General features: G+C 68.0%; 18 protein-coding genes and 1 pseudogene. 6 read left to right on the plus strand and 13 right to left on the minus strand.

All coding sequences use genetic code 11. The features are described 5' to 3' along the window. Nucleotides 1-171 precede the first annotated feature (171 nt). From rnk to ACZY0R_RS36020, 8 genes are all read right to left on the minus strand, one after another. Complete coding sequence (gene rnk / locus ACZY0R_RS35985; RefSeq protein ID WP_045242295.1) at nt 172-591, minus strand: nucleoside diphosphate kinase regulator; 420 nt, start codon at nt 589-591, stop codon at nt 172-174. A 173-nt stretch (nt 592-764) separates the two neighbouring features. Beyond that, a complete protein-coding gene (locus ACZY0R_RS35990; RefSeq protein ID WP_276290773.1) occupies nt 765-926 on the minus strand; it encodes a hypothetical protein in 162 nt (53 codons plus the stop codon). Between the two features lie 183 nt (nt 927-1,109). After that, complete coding sequence (locus ACZY0R_RS35995) at nt 1,110-1,550, minus strand: Cd(II)/Pb(II)-responsive transcriptional regulator (protein WP_488865195.1); 441 nt, start codon at nt 1,548-1,550, stop codon at nt 1,110-1,112. Between the two features lie 117 nt (nt 1,551-1,667). After that, the gene (gene speD, locus ACZY0R_RS36000) at nt 1,668-2,045 is read right to left on the minus strand and encodes an adenosylmethionine decarboxylase (protein ID WP_488865197.1); all 378 of its coding nucleotides are present in this window, start codon (nt 2,043-2,045) and stop codon (nt 1,668-1,670) included. A 10-nt stretch (nt 2,046-2,055) separates the two neighbouring features. Beyond that, nucleotides 2,056-2,226, minus strand: a complete 171-nt coding sequence (locus tag ACZY0R_RS36005; protein ID WP_488865199.1) for a hypothetical protein — start codon at nt 2,224-2,226, stop codon at nt 2,056-2,058. A gap of 6 nt (nt 2,227-2,232) precedes the next feature. Continuing rightward, nucleotides 2,233-3,744 carry a DUF4178 domain-containing protein gene (locus ACZY0R_RS36010; protein ID WP_488865201.1) on the minus strand — a complete coding sequence of 504 codons (1,512 nt, stop codon included), beginning with the start codon at nt 3,742-3,744 and terminating at the stop codon, nt 2,233-2,235. 13 nt (nt 3,745-3,757) lie between these two features. Next, a complete protein-coding gene (locus ACZY0R_RS36015; protein ID WP_488865203.1) occupies nt 3,758-4,786 on the minus strand; it encodes an SPFH domain-containing protein in 1,029 nt (342 codons plus the stop codon). A gap of 45 nt (nt 4,787-4,831) precedes the next feature. Continuing rightward, complete coding sequence (locus tag ACZY0R_RS36020) at nt 4,832-5,218, minus strand: DUF350 domain-containing protein (protein ID WP_488865205.1); 387 nt, start codon at nt 5,216-5,218, stop codon at nt 4,832-4,834. 220 nt (nt 5,219-5,438) lie between these two features. On the opposite strand from ACZY0R_RS36020, the gene ACZY0R_RS36025 reads away from it, so the two are divergent. From ACZY0R_RS36025 to htpX, 4 genes are all read left to right on the plus strand, one after another. Continuing rightward, nucleotides 5,439-6,950 (plus strand): polyamine aminopropyltransferase, encoded by a 1,512-nt coding sequence (locus ACZY0R_RS36025; protein ID WP_488865207.1) that lies wholly within the window; start codon nt 5,439-5,441, stop codon nt 6,948-6,950. 27 nt (nt 6,951-6,977) lie between these two features. Further along, complete coding sequence (locus ACZY0R_RS36030) at nt 6,978-8,702, plus strand: FAD-dependent oxidoreductase (protein ID WP_488865209.1); 1,725 nt, start codon at nt 6,978-6,980, stop codon at nt 8,700-8,702. Nucleotides 8,703-8,773: 71 nt separating this feature from the next. Next, nucleotides 8,774-9,229, plus strand: coding sequence for a hypothetical protein (locus ACZY0R_RS36035; RefSeq protein WP_488865211.1), 456 nt, complete (start codon nt 8,774-8,776; stop codon nt 9,227-9,229). A 150-nt stretch (nt 9,230-9,379) separates the two neighbouring features. After that, nucleotides 9,380-10,258: a protease HtpX gene (gene htpX / locus ACZY0R_RS36040; RefSeq protein ID WP_045242287.1), complete on the plus strand. Its 879-nt coding sequence runs from the start codon at nt 9,380-9,382 to the stop codon at nt 10,256-10,258. 53 nt (nt 10,259-10,311) lie between these two features. On the opposite strand, the gene ACZY0R_RS36045 is transcribed toward htpX, so the two are convergent. The 3 genes and pseudogenes from ACZY0R_RS36045 to ACZY0R_RS36055 form a co-directional block, all read right to left on the minus strand. Beyond that, a complete protein-coding gene (locus ACZY0R_RS36045) occupies nt 10,312-11,346 on the minus strand; it encodes a GlxA family transcriptional regulator (protein ID WP_488865213.1) in 1,035 nt (344 codons plus the stop codon). Between the two features lie 62 nt (nt 11,347-11,408). After that, nucleotides 11,409-12,613, minus strand: a pseudogene (locus tag ACZY0R_RS36050) (MFS transporter). Between the two features lie 123 nt (nt 12,614-12,736). Further along, a complete protein-coding gene (locus ACZY0R_RS36055) occupies nt 12,737-16,018 on the minus strand; it encodes a bifunctional cytochrome P450/NADPH--P450 reductase (RefSeq protein WP_488865215.1) in 3,282 nt (1,093 codons plus the stop codon). Nucleotides 16,019-16,256: 238 nt separating this feature from the next. Between ACZY0R_RS36055 and ACZY0R_RS36060 the strand changes: the two genes are divergently transcribed. Beyond that, entirely contained in the window at nt 16,257-16,940 is a 684-nt protein-coding gene (locus ACZY0R_RS36060) for a TetR family transcriptional regulator (protein ID WP_488865218.1), read from the plus strand. Nucleotides 16,941-16,988: 48 nt separating this feature from the next. After that, a complete protein-coding gene (locus ACZY0R_RS36065; protein WP_488865220.1) occupies nt 16,989-17,915 on the plus strand; it encodes an alpha/beta fold hydrolase in 927 nt (308 codons plus the stop codon). A gap of 72 nt (nt 17,916-17,987) precedes the next feature. Here ACZY0R_RS36065 and arfB read toward each other — a convergent pair whose 3' ends face one another. Next, the gene (arfB, locus tag ACZY0R_RS36070) at nt 17,988-18,392 is read right to left on the minus strand and encodes an alternative ribosome rescue aminoacyl-tRNA hydrolase ArfB (RefSeq protein WP_488865222.1); all 405 of its coding nucleotides are present in this window, start codon (nt 18,390-18,392) and stop codon (nt 17,988-17,990) included. Nucleotides 18,393-18,581: 189 nt separating this feature from the next. Beyond that, a complete protein-coding gene (locus tag ACZY0R_RS36075) occupies nt 18,582-19,799 on the minus strand; it encodes a hypothetical protein (protein WP_488865224.1) in 1,218 nt (405 codons plus the stop codon). Nucleotide 19,800 lies beyond the last annotated feature (1 nt).

The raw sequence follows: 19,800 nt of genomic DNA on the forward strand, positions 1-19,800 counted from the left end.
GGCGCGCGGCGCGATAGCCTGCCAGCCCAGGCTGGAGGCCGTCTGGCGCCGGTGAACGGTGCGCGCGCCCCCGTGGGACGGTGTGCGCAGCGCTGCCTGCAGCGCGCGAGGACGCCGCGACCGGCGTCCTGAAAGCGCACGCGAGATACCCTGAATGTGGCTACTGCGGCCTTAAACGGTGTACTGGCCGTTGGCCTCGGGCTGGAACGACAATTCGACCACCGTGACGCTTTGCTCGCGTCCGTCCGGCAGGCGGTAGCTCACGGTCTGGCCGGCGCGCGCGCCCAGCAGGACGCGGCCGATCGGCGACAGCACCGACAGCCGGCCTTCGTCGAAATCCGCGGTGTCCGGATACGCCAGGGTCCAGCGGCGCGGGGTGGCCTCGCCTTCCAGCACGCACAGCAGGCTGGAGTTCATGGTTACGACATCCTTCGGAATGGCATCGGCCGGCACGATGGCGGCGCGCTCCAGGATGCTGTCGAGCATCTCGGCCAGCGGGGCGGCGCCGGCACGCCCGGCAATGCGTTCGAGGCGGGTTACGTCGAGCTCGGTAAGGTAAAGGGTCGGTTGTTGCTTGGACGAAGCCGTCATGATGAATCCTCGCTAGGTGGCGATGCGGCGACCCAGGGCGGCTGGGGCGATCCGTCATGGATCGGCTCCGGGCACTGCCAGGTCATGGAATAAGGGGCCGTCAGGAACGGCGGGAAAACCGCGAACAGGGAGTGACTCGGCCCGGTTCGGCGCTTGCCTGCGTTGGGGGGACGTCAGGCTGGGAACCGGGCAGGATCAAGCGGTGCGCTGATCCGGCGGCAGGCAATAGCCTGTTTGGCTTGCGCGCGCGGCGCCTGCGCCACGCGCGCGGACGCGCCGGCCTGCCCGATACGGGCAAGCTCGACAGCGGTCAGCGACAGGCAGCTAAGCGTCATTTACGTGCGGCAACTATTGGATGGAAATTCGGAAAAGCGCGCCACGCGGCGGGATCGATGAGAGCAATGGCTCACTCAAACGTCTCGTCGCGGGACCGTACCGCCGCGCTTTTCACCAGCTTGGTGCGCGGCAAGTTGAGGAATCGTAGCATAGCCGGCACCATTCAGTACCGGGGCGCAACCCTAGCCTTGATCCACGGCATGCGGATGGCATTCGCAGGCGGCGCCGGCCGCGGCCTGCTGCAGATTCTGCAGGATGCCGCACTCGCTGGCCGGATGGGGCTGGTCGCAGGTGTGGCGCAGCGCTCGCAGTTGGCCTTCCAGGGCCTCGAGCGCAACGCGCTGCGCATGGATCTGCTCGATCTGGCGATCCAGCAGGGCGTTGATATCGTCGCAGGCAAGTGTCGGATCCCGCTCGAAGTCGCGCAGCCGCCGGACGTCGGACAGGCTCATGCCCAGCGAGCGGCAGTGGCGCACGAAATTGAGCTGTAGCAGATGGCTGTCGCCATAGCGGCGATAGCCGTTATGCTCGCGCTGGGGTGCGTCGAGCAGCCCCTCGCGCTCGTAGTAGCGGATGGTTTCCACGTCGCAACTGCTGTGTTTTGCCAGTTCACCGATACGCATGCCGACTCCAGGTCACTTCTGCATCCATGTAAATTCCCTGTAGTAATTACAGGGTTTTATGCAGTGTAGACCATGGGGGCGGGTCTTGCCAGCTATCCCGAAGCCGGACGAAACGGCTCAGGCCGGGGCCGGTCCTCGTGCCTGGTCGCGCAAGGTGAGCGTACGTGGCGCGAAGGCCGCGCGCACCACTTCCACCGCCAGTTCGGGCCGGGCGGCGCCGCACATGAAGACATCCACGGCGGCAAAGCCATATTCCGGCCAGGTATGGATGCTGATATGCGACTCTTTGAGCAGCAGCACCCCGGTCACGCCAAGGCCCGGCCCGAAGTGCCGGAAGCGCGCATCGACCACGGTGGCGCCGGCGGCCTGCGCCGCCTGGTAGAGCACGCGCTCGACCAAGGCGGCATCGGCCAGCAGTTCGCTGGCCACGCCTTGCAGGTCGGCCAGCAGGTGGTGGCCGAGCACGGCCGGACAGGGTAACGCCGGCGCATTCATGCCTGCGCGCTCACTTGTGTCCGCCGCCGGAGGACCAGCCGCCGGAGCCGGAAGAGCCGCCACTCCAGCCGCGCGCACTGCTATAGCCCGAGGAAGAGCCCGAGCGGCCGGTATCGCCGATGTTGAAGAAGGTCGTGCCGAACAGCACGATGATGCCGTAGACGAGGTAAAGCAGGCGCACGCTGTCTTAGTCCTTTCCGGCCCAGCGCTGGACCAGCCAGATCGGCGCCCACAGCAGCAGGAAGCCGACGACGATGGTGAACCATCCCCGGTCGGTGACGAGGGCCACCGGCACGTTGAGGATGGCGAGGAGGATGGCGTAGACCTTGGCGCTCTTGCGGCAAAAGGCGAGGTCATCCGTGCTGCCCGCGCGCGTGCCGGGCGAGGCCCGGGCCGCCTCGGCCAGCCCGGGGCTGGACTTGAACCACAGCGCGACCTGGGAGCGCGGCACGGTGGTGGACAAGGTCCAGACGATCTCGGTATCGGAAGTCTCGCGCGTGAGCCGGCGCGCGGGCTTGCCGAACTCGGTCAGGCGCGTGGTGTCGCCCACCGTGACGCGCCAGTTGAAGGTGCCGGCCGCGTACAGCACCTCGCTCTCGTAGTCGTAGCCCTGCTGGAAGGTCTGGCCCTGGTAGCTCGCGGTGGTACCGGACACCATGCGCGGCCAGGTGTCGAGCACCTCGACCCGGTCCCAGCCGCTGTCCTGTTCGACCAGCCACATCAGGCCGCGCTGCTCGTTGAACAGCAGGTACTCGACCCAGGTGGAGGCTTCTTCCTCGTCGTTGTCGGTGCATTGCATCAGCCCCAGCACCGTGTAGGGCTTGCCATCGATGCTGCCGGTATCGCCCGGCGCCAGGCTGGTCTGCAGCGCATCCAGCTCGCGCTGCTTCTCCAGTACCAGCGCGGTCGAGGTAGTGCAATCGATCTCGCTGTGGCAACTCGGGCAGACCACGAAGCTGGCCACGCCCGCGCGGTAGGCGATGGCGCCGCCACAGCCCGGGCAGGCCAGCGGCACGGCCTTGCCGCGATAGCGGTCGGCGGTGCCGGCGATCTGGTCGGTCTCGCGCAGCAGCTGGCACTTGAGCTGGTCGAGCGTGACCGCCTGGCCGGTATAGATGGCCGGCGGATCGCCGTCGGCGTAGTCGAGCGTAAGGAAACGGCCCTCGTCGCGGAAGTCCGCCACCTGCGCGGTCCAGCCCGCGCCGACCGTGAACGGCAGTTCGCCCTGGCCGCCGGTGCAGCGCGCGCTGCGCACATCGCTGGCCAGGTAGCGATGCTTGTCGAAGTACAGGGGCGTGCCGGGCGTGAGCTGGTCATGGCGCGGCAGCGCCACGCCGTTGAGCTGGGCGGCGGATTGCTCGGCCGTGACGCGCCGGGTCAGCATGTACTGGCCGGAGGCATCGGCCAGCCAGCCGTCGCTGCCGTCGTCGAACAGCACATACCACTCGTTCCACAGCCCGGCGTCGTAGCGCAGCTGGATGCGGCCGACCAGCGTGAAGCCCTGGCCGTCCCACTGGCCCGAGGTATGGAGCTGCAGCGGCGTGTAGTCCTCCAGCACGGCGGACATCTTGCCGATGTCCTTCACCGTGTCGGCGTCCTTGAGCAGCGTGCTGTGGCAGTACTCGCACACCACCATCACGGCGGCCGACGAGCGAAAGGCCGCCGGCGCGCCGCAACTTGGGCAATTGATTTCTTGCATGCGTCCGCTACGCTCAGCCGACCAGCTTCTTCAGGATCTCGGCCTTGGCGGTATCGAAGTCGGCCTGGGAGATCAGGCTCTTGTCGAGCAGGTCCTTGAGCTTCTGCAGTCGCGCGGCGGGATCGTCCGCGGGTGCCGCAACCGGAACCGCAGCCGCGGCGGGCGCGGCGGGCTGTACGCCGGCGGCGGCGCCAAGCCCGCCCGCCATCGCCTGGCCCATCACCGCGCCGGCCGCCAGGCTGGCGCCCAGCCCGGCCACGCCGCCTTCGTTCTGCGCGGCCAGCGGGATCGAGGTGGCGACCTGGTACTGCGTGTACTTCGCCATATCGCCCATCATGCCCATCGAAATGCGGGTGTCGATGGCCTTTTGCAGTTCTTCCGGCAGCGACACATTGGTCACCGCGAAATTATCCAGCGCCACGCCATAGCGCTCGAACTCCGGCGCCAGCTTGTCGCGGATGGTCTGCGACATCAGCGCCTGGTTGGCGGCCATGTCGAGGAACGGCACCGAGGCGCCGCCCAGCGTGGACGTCATGGTGGCGATCAGCAGGTTGCGCAGCTGCTCTTCCACCTCGTCGCGGGTGTACTCCGCGCGCGTGCCGCTGATCTCCGTGTAGAACCTGGCTGCGTCGGCGATCTTGTACGAGTACAGGCCGAAGGCACGCAGCCGCACCATGCCGAAATCGGCGTCGCGGATGGTGATGGGCTGGGCGGTGCCCCACTTGCGGCCGATCTGCAGGCGGGTGCTGAAGAAGTAGACGTCCGACTTGAAGGGCGACTCGAACAGCTTGTCCCAGTTCTTCAGGTAGGTCAGCACCGGCAGCGTCTGCGTGGTGAGCTTGTGCATGCCGGGCCCGAACACGTCGGCGATCTTGCCTTCGTTGACGAACACCGCCATCTGCGACTCGCGCACGGTCAGGCTGCCGCCGTACTGGATTTCCATATCCTCCATCGGGTAGCGCCAGGCGAGTACGCCGTCGCTGTCCTCGGTCCATTGGAGGATGTCGATAAACTGCTTCTTGATGAACGATCCGATGCTCATGGCGATCCCCAAAGTTCTCAGCAAATTTCCAGCAAATCCGGCCAGTCAGGACAGGCACGCGGCGTTGATCGCCCCGACCGTCACCGAGATGGCGCCCATCAGCCCGCCCATGCCGATATTGTTCGACTCGATCGCGGCGTCCATGTCGGGCAGCGCGCGCGTCAGCCCGGCGTAGGCCAGCGCCTGGACCAGCATCGCGCCCACCGCCCACGCCAGGAACATCAGGAAGGTGTCGTTGTGCTGGATGCTGGACGACAGCGTAAAGCAAAAACCGATCATCGCTCCCGACAGCGACAGCGCCGCCGCGAGGTTGCCCTGGCGGATCAGCGCGAATTCGCGAAAGGGCGTGATCCTGGTGTAGACTCCGACGAACACCGCCAGCAGGGCAAGGCCAGCCAGCAAGTGCAGCACGTAGGCGTAGATGGCTTGCATCGTTGTTATTCTCCGGCGGGTTCCACGACTGTGTTCCGGTTTCAACTTTTGGCAGTATCTTGCCGGCTGCGCTACCGCGCCGGCGCTCAAGTATATCGTTGTCCATTTCCAGCAATGACAACAATTTACAGCGTGCCAGGCCGATCCTGTATCGCGGCTCGCCTGCTCCTCTCCCTCCCCTGCCCATCCGATCCCGACCGCCGACCCGACTGATTACCTGATGCGCGACCGTACCCTTGTTCTTTCGGTGTTGATCGTGGCGTCCTGCGGGCTCGGCTACGAGCTGATCGCCGGCGCCCTGTCCAGCTACCTGCTGGGCGATTCCATCCTCCAGTTCTCTTCCATCATCGGCTGCTACCTGTTCGCCATGGGCGTGGGCTCCTGGCTGTCGCGCTATGTGAAGGACGAAGACGTGCTGGCGCGCTTCATCGATATCGAGATCCTGATCGGGCTGCTCGGCGGCATCTCCGCCGCGCTGCTGTTCGTGGTGTTCGCGTGGCTGTCGGCGCCCTTTCGCACCGCGCTCTACGCCATGGTGTTCGTGCTCGGCGTGCTGGTGGGCATGGAGATCCCGCTGGTCATGCGCGTGCTCAACACACGCCGCACCGCCTTCAGCGAACTGGTCAGCCGCGTGCTTACCTTCGACTACCTCGGGGCGCTGGCGGTCTCGCTGGTGTTCCCACTGGTGCTGGCGCCGCGCCTGGGCCTGTCGCGTACCGGCTTCCTGTTCGGCATGCTCAATGCCGGCGTGGCGCTGGTCACCATCCACATCTTCCGCGACGAACTCAAGCCGGTCATGTCGCGCATGCTGCGTGCCTCGCTGGTGCTGGTGCTGCTGGCCGGCGGCTTCCTGGCTTCCGGGCGGCTCACGCACTGGGCGGAGCGCGGCATGTTCGGCGACGAGATCATCCATAGCGAAAGCACGCCGTACCAGCGCCTGGTGATCACGCGCTGGAAGGATGACATGCGCCTCTATATCAACGGCAACCTGCAATTCTCCTCGCGCGACGAGCATCGCTACCACGAGGCGCTGGTGCATCCGGTGCTGCAAGCGCTGCCCTGGGCGCGCCGCGTGCTGGTGATCGGCGGCGGCGACGGGCTGGCGGTGCGCGAGATCCTCAAGCACAAGAATATCGAGCACGTCACGCTGGTCGACCTCGACCCGGCCATGACCACGCTGTTCTCGCGCAGTGAACCGCTGGTGGCGCTGAACCAGGGCTCGCTCAAGGACGCGCGCGTGCAGGTGGTCAATGCCGATGCCGCGCAATGGATGGAGCAGCACAACGAGATGTTCGACGCCATCATCGTCGACCTGCCCGACCCGTCCAACTTCGGGCTCGGCAAGCTGTACTCGGTGCCGATGTACAAGCTGATGTCGCACCATCTCGCCGAGAAGGGCTATGCGGTGGTGCAGTCCACGTCGCCCTACTTCGCGCCGCGCTCGTTCTGGGATATCGACGCCACGCTGCGCGAAGCGGGCCTGCATACCTGGCCTTACCACGCCTACGTGCCGTCCTTCGGCGAGTGGGGCTTCATCTTGGCGGCCAAGCGCGCCGACTACACGCCGCCGACGCGCTACAGCGTGCCGCTCAGGTTCCTCGACGCCGACAGCACCGCGCTGATGTTCCGCTTCCCCGCCGACATGGCGCCGCGCGAGGCGCGCGCGAACCGGCTCAACGAGCAGACGCTGGTGCACGATTTCGAGCAGGACTGGCGCAATGTCATTCGCTGATCGCCGTTGTCAGCACGGGGAGCCCGAATGGACCGCCGCCGCTTCCTGATCGCCGGCGCCGGCACGGCCAGCCTGGGCTTGCTCTCCGGCTGCGACCGGCTGGGCGACGATGCCAGCCGCTTCCTGGCTGGCGTCGGCCTGCGCGAGCCCGCGCCCGTCGTGTTGCGCCCCGGCATGGCCGAAGGCCATGCGCTGCGCGATGCCGCCGGCTGGCCGTCGGCCGTACCCGCGCAGGACGAGATCGTGACCGACGTTGCCATCCTCGGCGGCGGCGTGGCCGGGCTCAGCGCGGCGTGGCAGCTGGCGCGCGGCGGACTGAAGGATTTCGTGCTGGTGGACGGGCCGGAGTTCTGCGGCAATGCGGCGGGCGGCAATTTCGGCGGCGACCTGGCTTTCCCGCGCGGCGCGCACTACCTGCCGCTGCCCTCGCCCGAATCGACGCATATCCGCGAGATGCTGGCGGATACCGGCGTGATCCGGCGCGACCCCTTTGCCGCACGGCCGGAGTTCGACGAGCACGCGCTGGTGCATGCGCCCGACGAGCGCCTGCTCTTCGACGGCAAATGGCACGATGGCCTGCTGCCCAGCGACGCCGTGCCGGACGAGGAAGGCGCGCAGCACGCACGCTTCCTGGCCCGCGTCGAGCAACTCAAGGCCGCACGCGGCAGCGATGGACGCAAGGCCTTCGCCATTCCGCTGGCGCTGGCCTCGCAGGATCCGGCCTGGACCGCGCTGGACCGGCAAAGCATGCGGCAATGGATGCTGGCCGAAGGCTATACCTCGCCCACCCTGCATACGTATGTGGACTACTGCTGCCGCGACGACTACGGCGCGGGCCACGAACTGATCTCCGCCTGGGCCGGCTTGTATTACTTCGCCAGCCGCGCGGGCCATGCGAGCGATGCCGCTGACGGCGCCGTGCTGACCTGGCCCGACGGGCTGCATGCGCTGGTGACGCGGCTCTCGGCGCGGATCGACGCGCACCGCGGCGCGGGGCAACAGGCCGGCGCGCAGCCCTGGCGCCGCCCCGGCATGGCCTTGCAGGTACGGGAGCAAGGCCGGGAAGTCTCGGTGCTGTGCGCCTGGTGGCCGGACGGCGTGGGCGCCCGGCCGCCGCGCCTCTACCGCATCCGCGCGCGCCGCGTGATCTGTGCCATGCCGCTGCATGTGGCCGCCCGTGTGGCGCCGCTGCGAGAGTTCGGCTTCGACCCGGCGCGCCACCTGCCGCCCAGCGCGTCGTGGATGGTGTCGAGCTTCCGCCTGCGCGGCTTCCCGCCGGAGGCAACCGGCGTACCGCTGGCCTGGGACAACGTGGTGCACGGCGGGCGCGGGCTGGGCTATGTGGTGAGCACCCATCAGCTGATCCGGCAAGCGATGCCGGCGGCCACCGTGTTCACCGCCTACTGCCCGCTCGACGCTGCCGCCGACCCGGGCGCGGCGCCGCGCTCGCTCGCCGACACCCGCCGCTGGCTGGCCGAGGCCAGCCCCGCCGAACTGATGGACTATGCCACCACCGACCTGCGCGCGGCTTACGGGCGCGCCTTCTGGCGCCACGCCGACGCGGTGGAGATCACCGTGCGCGGGCACGCCATGGCCTCGCCGCGCACCGGCTTTCTCGGCAATGCCGGCGCGGCGGCGCTGCGCGCGGCCGATGGGCGCGTCCTGTTCGCCCACGCAGACCTGTCCGGCGTTTCGGTGTTCGAGGAAGCGGCCTGGTGGGGAACCCGCGCCGCGCAAAAAATCCTCGGCTAAGTGTTGCGATGTGATGCTTGCGGTACTACATGTGGCAATGCCGCATCCTGTAGAATTCTCGCCACGGATTCATGTCGAATCCCCGTATCGAGCGATCCCAAACCAAACTATTTGTGCGCGCCATCCGCTTCCTGCTGCTGCTTCTGATGCTTGCCGTCATGCCCTTCCAGAGCTGGGCAGGCGCAGGCGTGTGCGCAGTCGGCAATGCAGCGTCGCATGGCTGGGCGCAACCGGATTCGTGCGGCACGGCGGCGCAGGCGGCACAAAATTCCGCATACGCCGCTGTGGATGACCGGGATCGCGCCGACGCGGCCGCTGCCAGCATCGCGGCGGATCCCGACGAAGCCCCGGGCTCCGCTGACCTTGGCGATCCTTCGCAGCCCGGCGCCGACCTGGCCGAATCCCTGTTGCCGGCCTCGCCCTTGCGCTTTGTCGCCGGGCTCGCCGGTAGCGGCGCGCCCGCGCACCGCGCCGGCGCATTGCCCGACCCCGACCTTCCCCTCCAGCAGCGCCCACCCAGCGCCTGATGCTCTCCCCGCGCGCAAGCTGGTCTTGCGCGCACTCGTTGTTCGCCCTTGCGATTTTTCCGTTCGCCGTGAGCACCCGGCGTGCCCGCAATGACCGCAATGGGCGCGCCTGGTTTCCCCACTGTACCGATCACTTCTTCACATCAAAAAATGAAACGCGTCCTCCTATTCCTGGCGACCAACCTCGCCGTCATGCTTGTCCTCAGCTTTACCGCCAGCCTGCTGGGCGTGAACCGCTTCCTGACCAGCAACGGGCTCAACCTCGGCATGCTGCTGGTCTTTGCCGCGCTGATGGGCTTCGGTGGCTCCTTTATTTCGCTGCTGATGTCCAAGACCATCGCCAAGTGGTCCACCGGCGCGCAGGTCATCACCCACCCCGGCAACAGCACCGAACTATGGCTGGTGCAGACCGTGCAGAAACTGGCCGACCGCGCCGGCCTGCCGATGCCGGAAGTCGCCATCTATGAAGGCGAGGCCAACGCCTTCGCCACCGGCGCCACCAAGAAGAACTCGCTGGTGGCGGTCTCCACCGGCCTGCTGCAGACCATGTCGCATGACGAAGTGGAAGCCGTGCTGGCGCATGAGGTGGCCCACATCGCCAACGGCGACATGGTCACGCTCACGCTGATCCAGGGCGTGGTCAACACCTTCGTGATCTTCCTGGCGCGCGTGGTGGGCTACTTCGTGGATTCGATGCTGCGCAAGAACGATGAGGAATCGAGCGGCCCCGGCATCGGCTACATGATCACGGTGGTGGTGTGCGAGATCGTGTTCGGCATCCTGGCCAGCATCATCGTGGCTACCTTCTCGCGCCACCGCGAATACCGTGCCGATGCCGGCGCGGCGAGGCTGATGGGCAGCCCGACGCCGATGGTGGCGGCGCTGCGCCGCCTGGGCGGACTGGAGCCGGATGGCCTGCCGCAGAACATGCAGGCCATGGGGATCGCCGGCGGCAAGTCATGGCTGTCGCTGTTCTCCAGCCACCCGCCGATCGAGGAGCGGATTGCTGCGTTGCAGGCCAAGGGCTGAGCGCCTTTCGTCCGCCCCCTCTGCCACTTGGTGGGAGAGGGGGGAAGCCACCACTACGCAACCTCCCCCCGCTCCGCCGGCCTGGTCCTGAACGCCGCCCGGTACCGCTCCGGCGTGGTCTGCACATGCCGCTGGAACGCCTGCCGCATGACGTCGGCATTGGCAAAGCCGGTCGCATGGGCGATGCCTTCCAGCCGCCGCCCGTCCTCTTCCAGCATGCGCCGCACCGCCTCCACCGGCAGCCGCTCGACGTAACGCGCCGGCGTCTCGCCGACCTGCCGCGCGAACACGCGCGCGAAGTTGCGCGGGCTCATCGCCACGCGCTCCGCCAGCACGGGCACCGACAGGTCGCGCGCCAGGTGCTCCGCCATCCAGCCCTGCAATTCACGTAATTCCGGACTCTGCGCGCTCTGCGCCTGCAGCAAGGTGGAGAACTGCGCCTGGCTGCCAGGCCGGCGCAGGAACAGCACCAGCTCGCGCGCGACAGCCAGCGATGCGGCGTGGCCGAGATCGTCCTCCACCAGCGCCAGCGCCAGGTCCATGCCCGCGGTGACACCGGCCGATGTGTACAACTGGCCGGCGCGAATCCAGATCGGGTCCGGGTCCACCTGCACCAGCGGATGGCGCTGCGCCAGGCGCGCGGCGTGGCGCCAGTGGGTGGTGGCGCGATGGCTGTCGAGCAGGCCGGTGCGCGCCAGCACGAAAGCGCCGGTGCAGACCGCGCCCAGGCGGCGCACGCGCGGCGCCTGCTCGCGGATCCAGCCGATCAGCCGCTCGTCCTCGGCCGCAGCAGCATGGCCCGAGCCGCCGGCGATGAGCAAGGTATCGATCGGGCCTGACAGCATCTCGCCGATGCGGTGATACGGCGCATCCGCCAGCAGCCGGATGCCGCTCTCGGTGCACACCAGGCCGTCGTCGCGCACGCTGGCGATGCGGATCTCGTAGGCAGGCGAGCGCTGTCCGGCACGCCCGTTGGCATTGCCGAACACGGCGCTGGGGCCGGTGACGTCAAGCTCCTGCGCGGGGTCCGGCGCGACCAGCACCACGATGCGCGGCGGGTCGGATGGCAAGGGAGAGCTGGATGGCATGGACGATGGCCTGGACGAGAGTGTGAATGCGTGCCAGCCGCCGATCATACTGGCGCCGGCCGTCAACCCGCCAGTGCCGCCGCCCGCGGCGCTTGCCGTTGCCAGCCCAGCGTGACCAGCAGCGCCAGCCCCAGCGCGGGCAGCACCGCCAGGTTGACCGCCTGCCAGCCATGGCGGTAGAGCACCTGGCCGGCGGCGAGCGTCGCCAGCGCGGTCAGCGCGGCGGCCGAGAATTCGGCCAGCGCCTGGGTGCGCGCGCGCTCCGCGGGCCGGTAGCTCTCCGCCAGCAAGGTGGTGCCGCCGACAAACATGAAATTCCAGCCAACGCCCAGGCACAGCAATGCGACGTAGAAGGCCGGCAGTGCGGTCGACGCCAGGGCCACCAGCGAACCCATCGCAGCGAGCGCGATGCCGCACATCAGCATCGGCCCGCGGCCAAAGCGCTGCAGCAGCCAGCCGGAGAAGAAGGATGGCGCGTACATCCCGACCAGGTGCCACTCGATGATCTGCGCGCCCTGCTTGATGGTGTGGCTGCACGCCACCGCGGCGATCGGCGTGGCGGTCATCACGAACATCATCACCGCATTGCCGATGCCGTTGTTGGCGAAGGCCGCGAGGAAGACCGGCTGGCGCGCGATCTCGGCCAGCGGGCGCGCGGGCAGTGCCGTGTCGCCGTGCCCGGCCGCTGCCGCGGCGGCGGCCTGGGCCGGCGGCTCCCGGTAGCCGAAAACCAGCAGCAGAACCGTGGCGAGACCGAACACCGACACCACCGCGTAGGAGCCCGCGAAGGGCTGCGCCACCATCAGGTCGCTGCTCCACGCCGCGATGGCGGGGCCGCACACGGCCGCCACCACGCCGCCGGTCAGCACCGTGGAGATCGCGCGCGGCTTGTCGGCAGGCGCGGCGGCATCGGCGGCGGCCAGCCGGTAGAAGCGCGCGAAGGCCTGGAACACGCCGACCAGCGCGGTACCCACGCAGAAGGCGGCGAAGTCATGGTGCGCGATCGCCCACACGGACACCAGCACGCCAGCCCGCCGAGGCTGAATGCCGCGCGGCGGCCCAGCCGCTCGATCAGGAAGGCCGCGGCGATGGCGGTGAGGGCCGACGCGACGGTAATCAGCGCAAACGGCAACGTGGCAAGCGCCTTGTCAGGCGCGAGCGTATAGCCGACCAGCCCGGTCAGCGTCAGATCGACGGACAGGGCCGAGGTGAACAGGGCCTGGCAGATTGCCAGGACCCGGGCCTGGGACATCGCGGGACGTGCCATCGGGCGCTCCGGTGTGAGGGAGGTGGGGATGACACCGAGCGTAAGGAATATGGCGCCGTGGCGGCTGACAATGATCCGCAGATTTCTGCCAACCAGCGCGATGGCGAGACGACACCTGGCCGGCTAGTTGAACACGTCCTGCCGGTACTGCCCCTGCGCCACCATCGCCGCAAGCCGGTCGGACGCCGCGGCCTCGCTCATGCCGCCCTGCTGCGCGGCGATCTCGATCAGCGTGCGGCGCACCGCCGGCGCCATCAGCCGGCCATCGCCGCACACGTAGATCGTGGCGCCGTCCTGCAGCATCGCCCACACGGTTTCGCGATCGCGCCATAGCAGATGCTGCACATAGCGCTGGTCCGGCGCGCCGGCGGTGGAGTAGGCGGCATGCGCCTGCACCACGCCCCCGGCCTGCCAGCGCGCCACATCGTCGCGATAGAGCCAGTCGTGCTCCGGATGGCGACAGCCGTAGTAGAGACGGCTGGCTGCCACCGCCTGGCCAGCGGCCATTTGTGCCGCGCGCTCTTCCAGGAAACCGCGGAACGGCGCGATGCCGGTGCCTGGCCCGACCAGGATCATCGGCCGCGCCGGATCGGGATCGGGCGCGAAGGCCGGATTGGGCGTACGGATCGCCGCCGCCACCACGGCGCCCGGCACGAGTCCCTGCAGCCAGGTGGATGCCACGCCGCGGAACAGGCCACGGCCCGACAATGCCGCCGACAACACCGTGCCGACGGTGATCGTCGCCACGTCAGGCGATACCGCCGGCGACGAAGCGATGGAGTAGAAGCGCGGGCGCATCGGCACCGTGCAGGCCAGCAAGCCCGGCAGCGTCAGCGCGATCGCGGGATGGCCCACCAGCACGTCCACCAGCCCCAGCCGCTGCGCGGCGACGCGCGCGGCGTAGCCGTCTTCCGCATGGTCCGACCCGAGCCGTTCCAGCGCCCCGCGCGTGAACGGGCAGCGCGTGTATTGCACCAGCGTGCGCAGCGTCTGGCGCGACACCACGTCCTGCAGTTCGATGAAATGCGTCAGCAGCGCGCGCAAGGGCAGCGCCTCCTCCAGCGGCAGGCCGCGCGCGGCGGATGCATGCGCGGCGGACAGCGTCACCATGGCCTCGGGATCGAGATCGAGCCGCTCGCACAGGTCGCGCACGGTGGCCGGATGGTTCTGCGGATAGACCGCGAGATGATCGCCGGTGGCATAGCTCGCACCTTCGGGCAGGCGCAGCCGGATGTCGCGCGTGGAAGTGCGCGGCGCTTCCTGCGCAAAGTCCCACAGGCCGGCAGGATCGTTCACCAGTTCGGTGTTGGCCAGCACCGTGAAGGCCTGCGTCGACGGCGGCAGCGTGCCGGCGCGGATCGTGGCGATATCGCGCAGCCGCACTTCGATGTGGCTCGCGCCCGCCGCATCGGGCGTCGCGCCCTGCTCCACGCGCAGCGCCTGCAGCGATTGCCACAGCCCGGCGAGCCACGACTCCGCAGCCTGGTCGAAATCGCAGTTGCCGTCGGCTTCACCGCGCGCGAGCAATGGCGTGGCGCCGGCCGCGCTGAAGAAATCGTGCAGGCGTTTGGGGAATGCCTGATAGGTGGCCCACTGCGAATTGCCGCAGCCGAGCACGGCAAAGCGCAGGTCTGCGGCGCGATAGTTATCCACAGCCGCGCCGTCGAGCATGGCCTCGAAGCGCCGCGCCGAATCGGGCGCGCGGCCGTTGTAGGTGGCCGCCACGATCACCGCCAGGCCTTCGGCGGGCAGCGCGCCAACCACGTCATCCAGGTCGCGCAGCGTGGCATGGAAGCCGGCCGCCAGCGCACCGGCATGGATCTGCTCGGCCAGTTCGCGCGCGGTGCCCAGGCTCGACCCGCACAGCACGGCAAGGGCCTGGCCATTGCCCCGCACCGCCGGGCGTTGCGACTGGACGCTGGCCGCGCCGGCCGCCGCGGCGGCAGCGATGCGCTCATGCGGGCGGCGCCTGCGCGCGCGCAACGTGAACGCATCCGGCTTCAGGGTCAGCGTTTCCTTGATGCGGAACTGGTAGCCGTGCGGATCGCTGAACTGGAAGTTGCGCAGCATCAGCGCCAGCGCCAGCTTGGCCTCGGTAAGCGCGAACTGGCGACCGATGCAGGCGCGTTCGCCATTGCCGAACGGCTTGTAGGCGTGCGGATGGAGCCTGGCTTCGTTCTCCGGCAGGAAGCGGTCGATGTCGAAGCGTTCGGGATCCGCCCACACCTTGGGGTCGCGGTGCAGCGCGGTGAGCACCACCGAAACCCGGCGGTTCTTGTGGATCCGGTAACGCCCCCCGATCACGGTGTCCTCGAACGGCGCCACCGCAAAGGCGGGCGCGGTGGGCCACAGGCGCAGTGTTTCCTTGAGCACGCGGTCGATCACCTGGAGCCTGGCAAGGTCGGCATAGGCCGGCGGTGCATCGCCCGGCAGCACGGCGTCCACTTCGGCATAGGCCTGCGCCAGCACGCCGGGATTACGCAGCAGTTCGTACAGCGCAAAGGTCAGCAAGCCGCTGGTGGTCTCGTGCCCTGCGATCAGGAAGGTGATGACCTGGTTGCGGATATTCACATCGTCCAGGCGCTGGTCGGTGTCGGGGTCGCGCGCGTCCAGCATCAGGTTGAGCAGGTCGTGCGCCGGCGGCTGGCCGACATCCTTCCCGGCCGCGGCGCGGCGTTGCCTCACCACCTCGTCCACCAGCTCGCGCATGTAGCGGATGTCCTCGGCGAACTTGCGGTGCGCCGCGTGCATGAACTTGTCCTGCAGCGCGAAGCGGGTCAGCTTGCCCATGGCCTCTTCCAGCGCGCCGACCATCGCATCGATAAAGGGGTGGAGCTGCTCGCGCGAGAACGAATCGAAGTCATAGCCGAAACCCGACAGCGCGATGGTGTCCAGCGTGAGCCGGGTCATGTCGTCGGCGATCGCGATGTCGGTATCGGCGCCCTGGTGGTCCCATTTGTCGACCAGCCGGTTGGCCACGCGCAGCATCACGTCGAAGTAGCCTTTCATCGCGCGCTGGCTGAAAGCCGGCATCAGGATGCGGTGGGCGCGCCCCCAGTTCTCTTCCTCCCCGTGCGCGGTGAACAGGCCGTCGCCTGCCAGGTCGCGCAGGTAGGACAGCGGCGGCCCGACGATCTTGCGAAAGCGTTGCCCGTCCGACAGCTCGCCCGCCAGCGCGGCATCGCTGACGAACGCCACGCGGCGCCCGGCGAAATCAAGTTCGAAGATGCCATCGAAATGGCGGCTGCGCGCCAGCAGATGCTGCGCGACCTTGCCGGGCGTGACTTGCAGCAGGTTGCCGACCAGCGGCCAGCCGGGGTCGCACGGAATCGGCGCGAGGGCGTGCGCGGCCGGCGCGGCGGACAGGGTTGCGGCGGGAACGGCGGGAGCGGAGTCGCGCTGCATGGTCGGTTCACCAGTTGGTAGTCGGCGAGCGGATCGCCAGGATTGGGCCAAGGGGCGCGCAGCCGCCTTGTGTCTCTTGTTCGTTATTTTCTTGCGGGGTGCATCGCTGCCCTCGCAAGTCGGCGTAGACAACCGTCTACTTTTGCAGCAAAGTAGACGAATGTAGACCGAGTGTCAATTCCAAACCGAAGCATGACCACGCCGGGGTATCCCGGCCTTAACTTTTTTGCCCGAGACCATGGAAGATGTTGCTGGCGGCAAACGCAAACTGATCGACGCGGCGCTGCGCCTGGCCGCGGCCAGGCGCAGCTTCGCCGGCCTGGGCCTGCGCGAACTGGCGCGCGAGGCGGGGCTCAACCCCAACACGTTCTATCGCCACTTCCGCGATATGGAAGACCTAGCGCTGACCGCGGTGGCCGAGGTCAGCAACGAGTTGCGGCCCATGCTGCGCGCGGTGCGCTGGGCCGTGGCGCGCGACAATCCCGGCGAAGTCGCCACGCGCGCCTGCGACGCATTCTTCGCCTACGCCGACGCCCACCCCGACGCCTTCTTTGTCGGCGTGTGCGGCAGCACCGGCCCCCAACCCACGCTGCGCGACGCGGTGCGCCAGTTGCTGGCGGACATCGCCGCCGAAATGGCGGAAGACATCGAGCGGCTGGAGTTGTGTCCCGGACTGTCCCGCCCGGTCATCGACGACCTGTGCGGCTACGTGGTGTCCTACCTGTTCCACTTGTCGACGGATTATCTCGAAGACAACGCCAAGGGCCGGCGCCAGCGCATCCAGCAATCCAGGCAGTTGATCGGCTGGCTGCTGCGCGGCGCCGCCGAACAGCAGCGGGCGCAGGAGCGCGAGCAAAGCCAGGCACAACCGGCACCTGCCCCGGCGCGCAAGCGCAAGCCGCCGGAGCGCCGGCCGCACTGAACGCCGCAAGCATCCACACCGAGTCCTGACCACCGAACGAGGAGCCCGATGAGCCTGCAGAACCTGTTGCTGTCCTACGGATTGAGAAAGCGCCTGAAGCGCGGCGCGCCGCCGGCGCAGATCGACGTGGCCGGCACCCGCCGCGCGATGGCGCAGTTCGGGCAGAACGCGCGCGTGCCGGCGGGCTGGCGCATCGAACGCTCCGAGGCGGCCGCTTTGCCGGGCGAATGGACGCGCCGCGATGGCGCTGCCGCGCACGCCGATGTCCCTACGCTGCTCTACCTGCACGGCGGAGGCTACTACTTCTGCACACCGCAGACGCACCGTCCGCTGACGCTGGCACTGGCGCGCGGGACCGGCATGCCGGTGTTCTCGCTGGACTACCGGCTGGCGCCCGAGCATCCCTTCCCCGCCGCGCTGGACGATGCCGTCGATGCCTACTCGGCGCTGCTCGCACTCGGTATTTCGCCACGCAACATCGTGATTGCCGGTGATTCCGCCGGCGGCGGGCTGGCGCTGGCGACGTTGCTCGCGCTACAGGCGCGCGGCATGACGCTGCCTGCGGGGGCGTTGCTGTTCTCGCCGTGGACGGACCTGGCGGCTACCGGCGAAACCTTGCGCAGCAACGACCGCCACGACGTCATGTTCCACGGCGAGTCGATCGCCCGCGCCGCGCGCCTGTACCTGGGCGACACCGCCGCCACCGAACCGCTGGTCTCGCCCCTCTACGCCGACCCTGCCGCGCTGGCGGCGCTGCCGCCGCTCTATGTGCAGGCCAGCGACAAGGAAGTGCTGCTCGACGATTCGCGCCGGCTGGTGGAACGCGCCAGGGCGGCCGGCGGCGCGGCCGAGCTGCACGTCTGGCGCGGCGTGCCGCATGTCTGGCAGCTCTACCATCCCTTCCTGCCGGAAGCGCGGCGCGCACTGGCGGATGCGGCTGCGTTCGCGAACCGCGTCACGGAGCGCTGCCAATAAGGGGATGCGGGATATGCGCGTCGCAGGGACGGGTACGCGCGGCGGATGCGCGATGTGACGTGGCGTTGGCGCTCAGTCCACGACCTTGCCGCGCTGCGCCTTGACCTGGCTGCGCTGGCTCTTGCCTTCCAGGCGACGCATCTTGGACCCGTACGTTGGCCGCGTGGGACGGCGCGTGCGCGGCGGCGTGGCCACGCTGCGCACCAGGTCGTGCAAACGCTGCACGGCTTCCTCGCGGTTCATCTCCAGGCTGCGGTGTTGTTGCGCCTTGATCACCACCACGCCGTCGCGCGTGATGCGGTGATCGTGAAGCTGCAGCAGCCGCGCCTTGTGTCCCTCTTCCAGCGACGACGCGCGAACATCGAAACGCAGGTGAACCGCGTTGGAGACCTTGTTGATGTTCTGCCCGCCGGCGCCTTGCGCGCGGATCGCGGTGATCTCGTATTCGGTGTGGGGGATGTGGATATCGGGCGGCATGCGACGGATGATATCAAGGACCCGGCACCGTGCGTTAGCTCGCCGGATGTACCAGCGGCAGGCTTGTCATTGCCTCGAGCACGCAGCCGATGCCGGCCGCTTGTGCCAGGCGCCGATTGAGCAGGAATAACAGACCATCGCACGCTACCGCTCCCAGGAGCATGGCAATGCCGGGCGGGGAACGGTCGCCTAGAACAATAGGCCGAACATCATCTTGAGCAGCGCTTCCAACGGCATCATGGTCAACGCCAGCGGCAGCACCGGCAAAAGGGTGGCCACGGCGACCTGCATGATGGATTCTCGCGTAATCGGGGCAATGCGCATCGTCCGCAAAACGTCGAAACTATTGCCCAGATCCGCGAGGGACTGGATATCGCCGCTACCCACAAGCGATTCATCGGGAGGGGCTCCTCCGCGTAGCCACTTGGCATCGAACTCGCGTACGTAGCGCTCCGCCAGCGTGCCGTATTCACGCAGGCCCGTGCGCTTCGCCTCCGCCAGCTGAGGCGAAAACACCAGCAACGGGCCAAGCACCAGGCACAGCAGGAAAATGACCATGACCGCGATCTGTATCTTGTACTCAGGCAGCTTGGCCCCGAGATAGAAGATGCGGTTGGCGAGTTGTCCAGCCAGCAGCATGCCGTGCGCCATGGCAAGCAGCGAGAAGGCATGAACCGCCTGGGCGAGAAATCCCAGGCCGCCGACGCGGTCCGGATGCAGGGGAATCAGGATCAACTTGATACGTGACACCTGCCAGAGAAAACGGATCCAGATAAGGAGCCTGAAATACCAGCGACACAGCAGGAACTGGAAGACAGGCAGGCTCACGTAGCCATACCACATGCCGGCAAGCGAGAGTCTCGAGCCTTCGGCGGACGATGTCACGTACCATGTGGCGGCGTCGAGTGCCGTGTAGTGCCGCCAGACGACCAGGATGCCGACGCCATACACGAGGCCGATCAGCAACAACTCGGTGAGCACGGAATTCCGCAGCCGGAACGCCGACGCGATGGCCGCCTCGAATCGCATCGAGGCGTTTTCGGGAATCAGCTTGCGCTCTATGAACAGCCTCGCCACCGGCCGCATGCGAAGGTGCACCACCAGCTCCGAAGCGATCAACAGCGGCATCACCAGCAGGAAGCGCGCATGCGCTTCGATGTCCAGCAGAAAAGGCAAGGTCACTCGCCCGCCCAACAGCTGCCCCTCAGCCGCTGACAGCACCAGGAGCGGCAGCCAGGCAAACAAGGACATGACGATGATGCGCTGGTGCACCAGTTGCAACGCATCATCGGTCAGGTGTGCCTTACGCAGGAGCTGGAAGAGTGGCCCGCCCAGGACAAGCGAGAAGTCTTGTGTAGTCAGAGGCGAATCCCGAGCGTCGCCGGGCTCCGAGACGCGAGCGTTCATT

Source organism: Cupriavidus sp. F041 (assembly GCF_057814235.1).

Excerpts from the sequence above, each read along its gene's own strand:
- rnk (WP_045242295.1), bottom strand. The coding sequence starts at position 591 with ATGACGGCTTCGTCCAAGCAACAACCGACCCTTTACCTTACCGAGCTC.
- ACZY0R_RS35990 (WP_276290773.1), bottom strand. The coding sequence starts at position 926 with ATGACGCTTAGCTGCCTGTCGCTGACCGCTGTCGAGCTTGCCCGTATC.
- ACZY0R_RS35995 (WP_488865195.1), bottom strand. The coding sequence starts at position 1,550 with ATGCGTATCGGTGAACTGGCAAAACACAGCAGTTGCGACGTGGAAACC.
- speD (WP_488865197.1), bottom strand. The coding sequence starts at position 2,045 with ATGAATGCGCCGGCGTTACCCTGTCCGGCCGTGCTCGGCCACCACCTG.
- ACZY0R_RS36010 (WP_488865201.1), bottom strand. The coding sequence starts at position 3,744 with ATGCAAGAAATCAATTGCCCAAGTTGCGGCGCGCCGGCGGCCTTTCGC.
- ACZY0R_RS36015 (WP_488865203.1), bottom strand. The coding sequence starts at position 4,786 with ATGAGCATCGGATCGTTCATCAAGAAGCAGTTTATCGACATCCTCCAA.
- ACZY0R_RS36020 (WP_488865205.1), bottom strand. The coding sequence starts at position 5,218 with ATGCAAGCCATCTACGCCTACGTGCTGCACTTGCTGGCTGGCCTTGCC.
- ACZY0R_RS36025 (WP_488865207.1), top strand. The coding sequence starts at position 5,439 with ATGCGCGACCGTACCCTTGTTCTTTCGGTGTTGATCGTGGCGTCCTGC.
- ACZY0R_RS36030 (WP_488865209.1), top strand. The coding sequence starts at position 6,978 with ATGGACCGCCGCCGCTTCCTGATCGCCGGCGCCGGCACGGCCAGCCTG.
- ACZY0R_RS36035 (WP_488865211.1), top strand. The coding sequence starts at position 8,774 with ATGTCGAATCCCCGTATCGAGCGATCCCAAACCAAACTATTTGTGCGC.
- htpX (WP_045242287.1), top strand. The coding sequence starts at position 9,380 with ATGAAACGCGTCCTCCTATTCCTGGCGACCAACCTCGCCGTCATGCTT.
- ACZY0R_RS36045 (WP_488865213.1), bottom strand. The coding sequence starts at position 11,346 with ATGCCATCCAGCTCTCCCTTGCCATCCGACCCGCCGCGCATCGTGGTG.
- ACZY0R_RS36055 (WP_488865215.1), bottom strand. The coding sequence starts at position 16,018 with ATGCAGCGCGACTCCGCTCCCGCCGTTCCCGCCGCAACCCTGTCCGCC.
- ACZY0R_RS36060 (WP_488865218.1), top strand. The coding sequence starts at position 16,257 with ATGGAAGATGTTGCTGGCGGCAAACGCAAACTGATCGACGCGGCGCTG.
- ACZY0R_RS36065 (WP_488865220.1), top strand. The coding sequence starts at position 16,989 with ATGAGCCTGCAGAACCTGTTGCTGTCCTACGGATTGAGAAAGCGCCTG.
- arfB (WP_488865222.1), bottom strand. The coding sequence starts at position 18,392 with ATGCCGCCCGATATCCACATCCCCCACACCGAATACGAGATCACCGCG.
- ACZY0R_RS36075 (WP_488865224.1), bottom strand. The coding sequence starts at position 19,799 with ATGAACGCTCGCGTCTCGGAGCCCGGCGACGCTCGGGATTCGCCTCTG.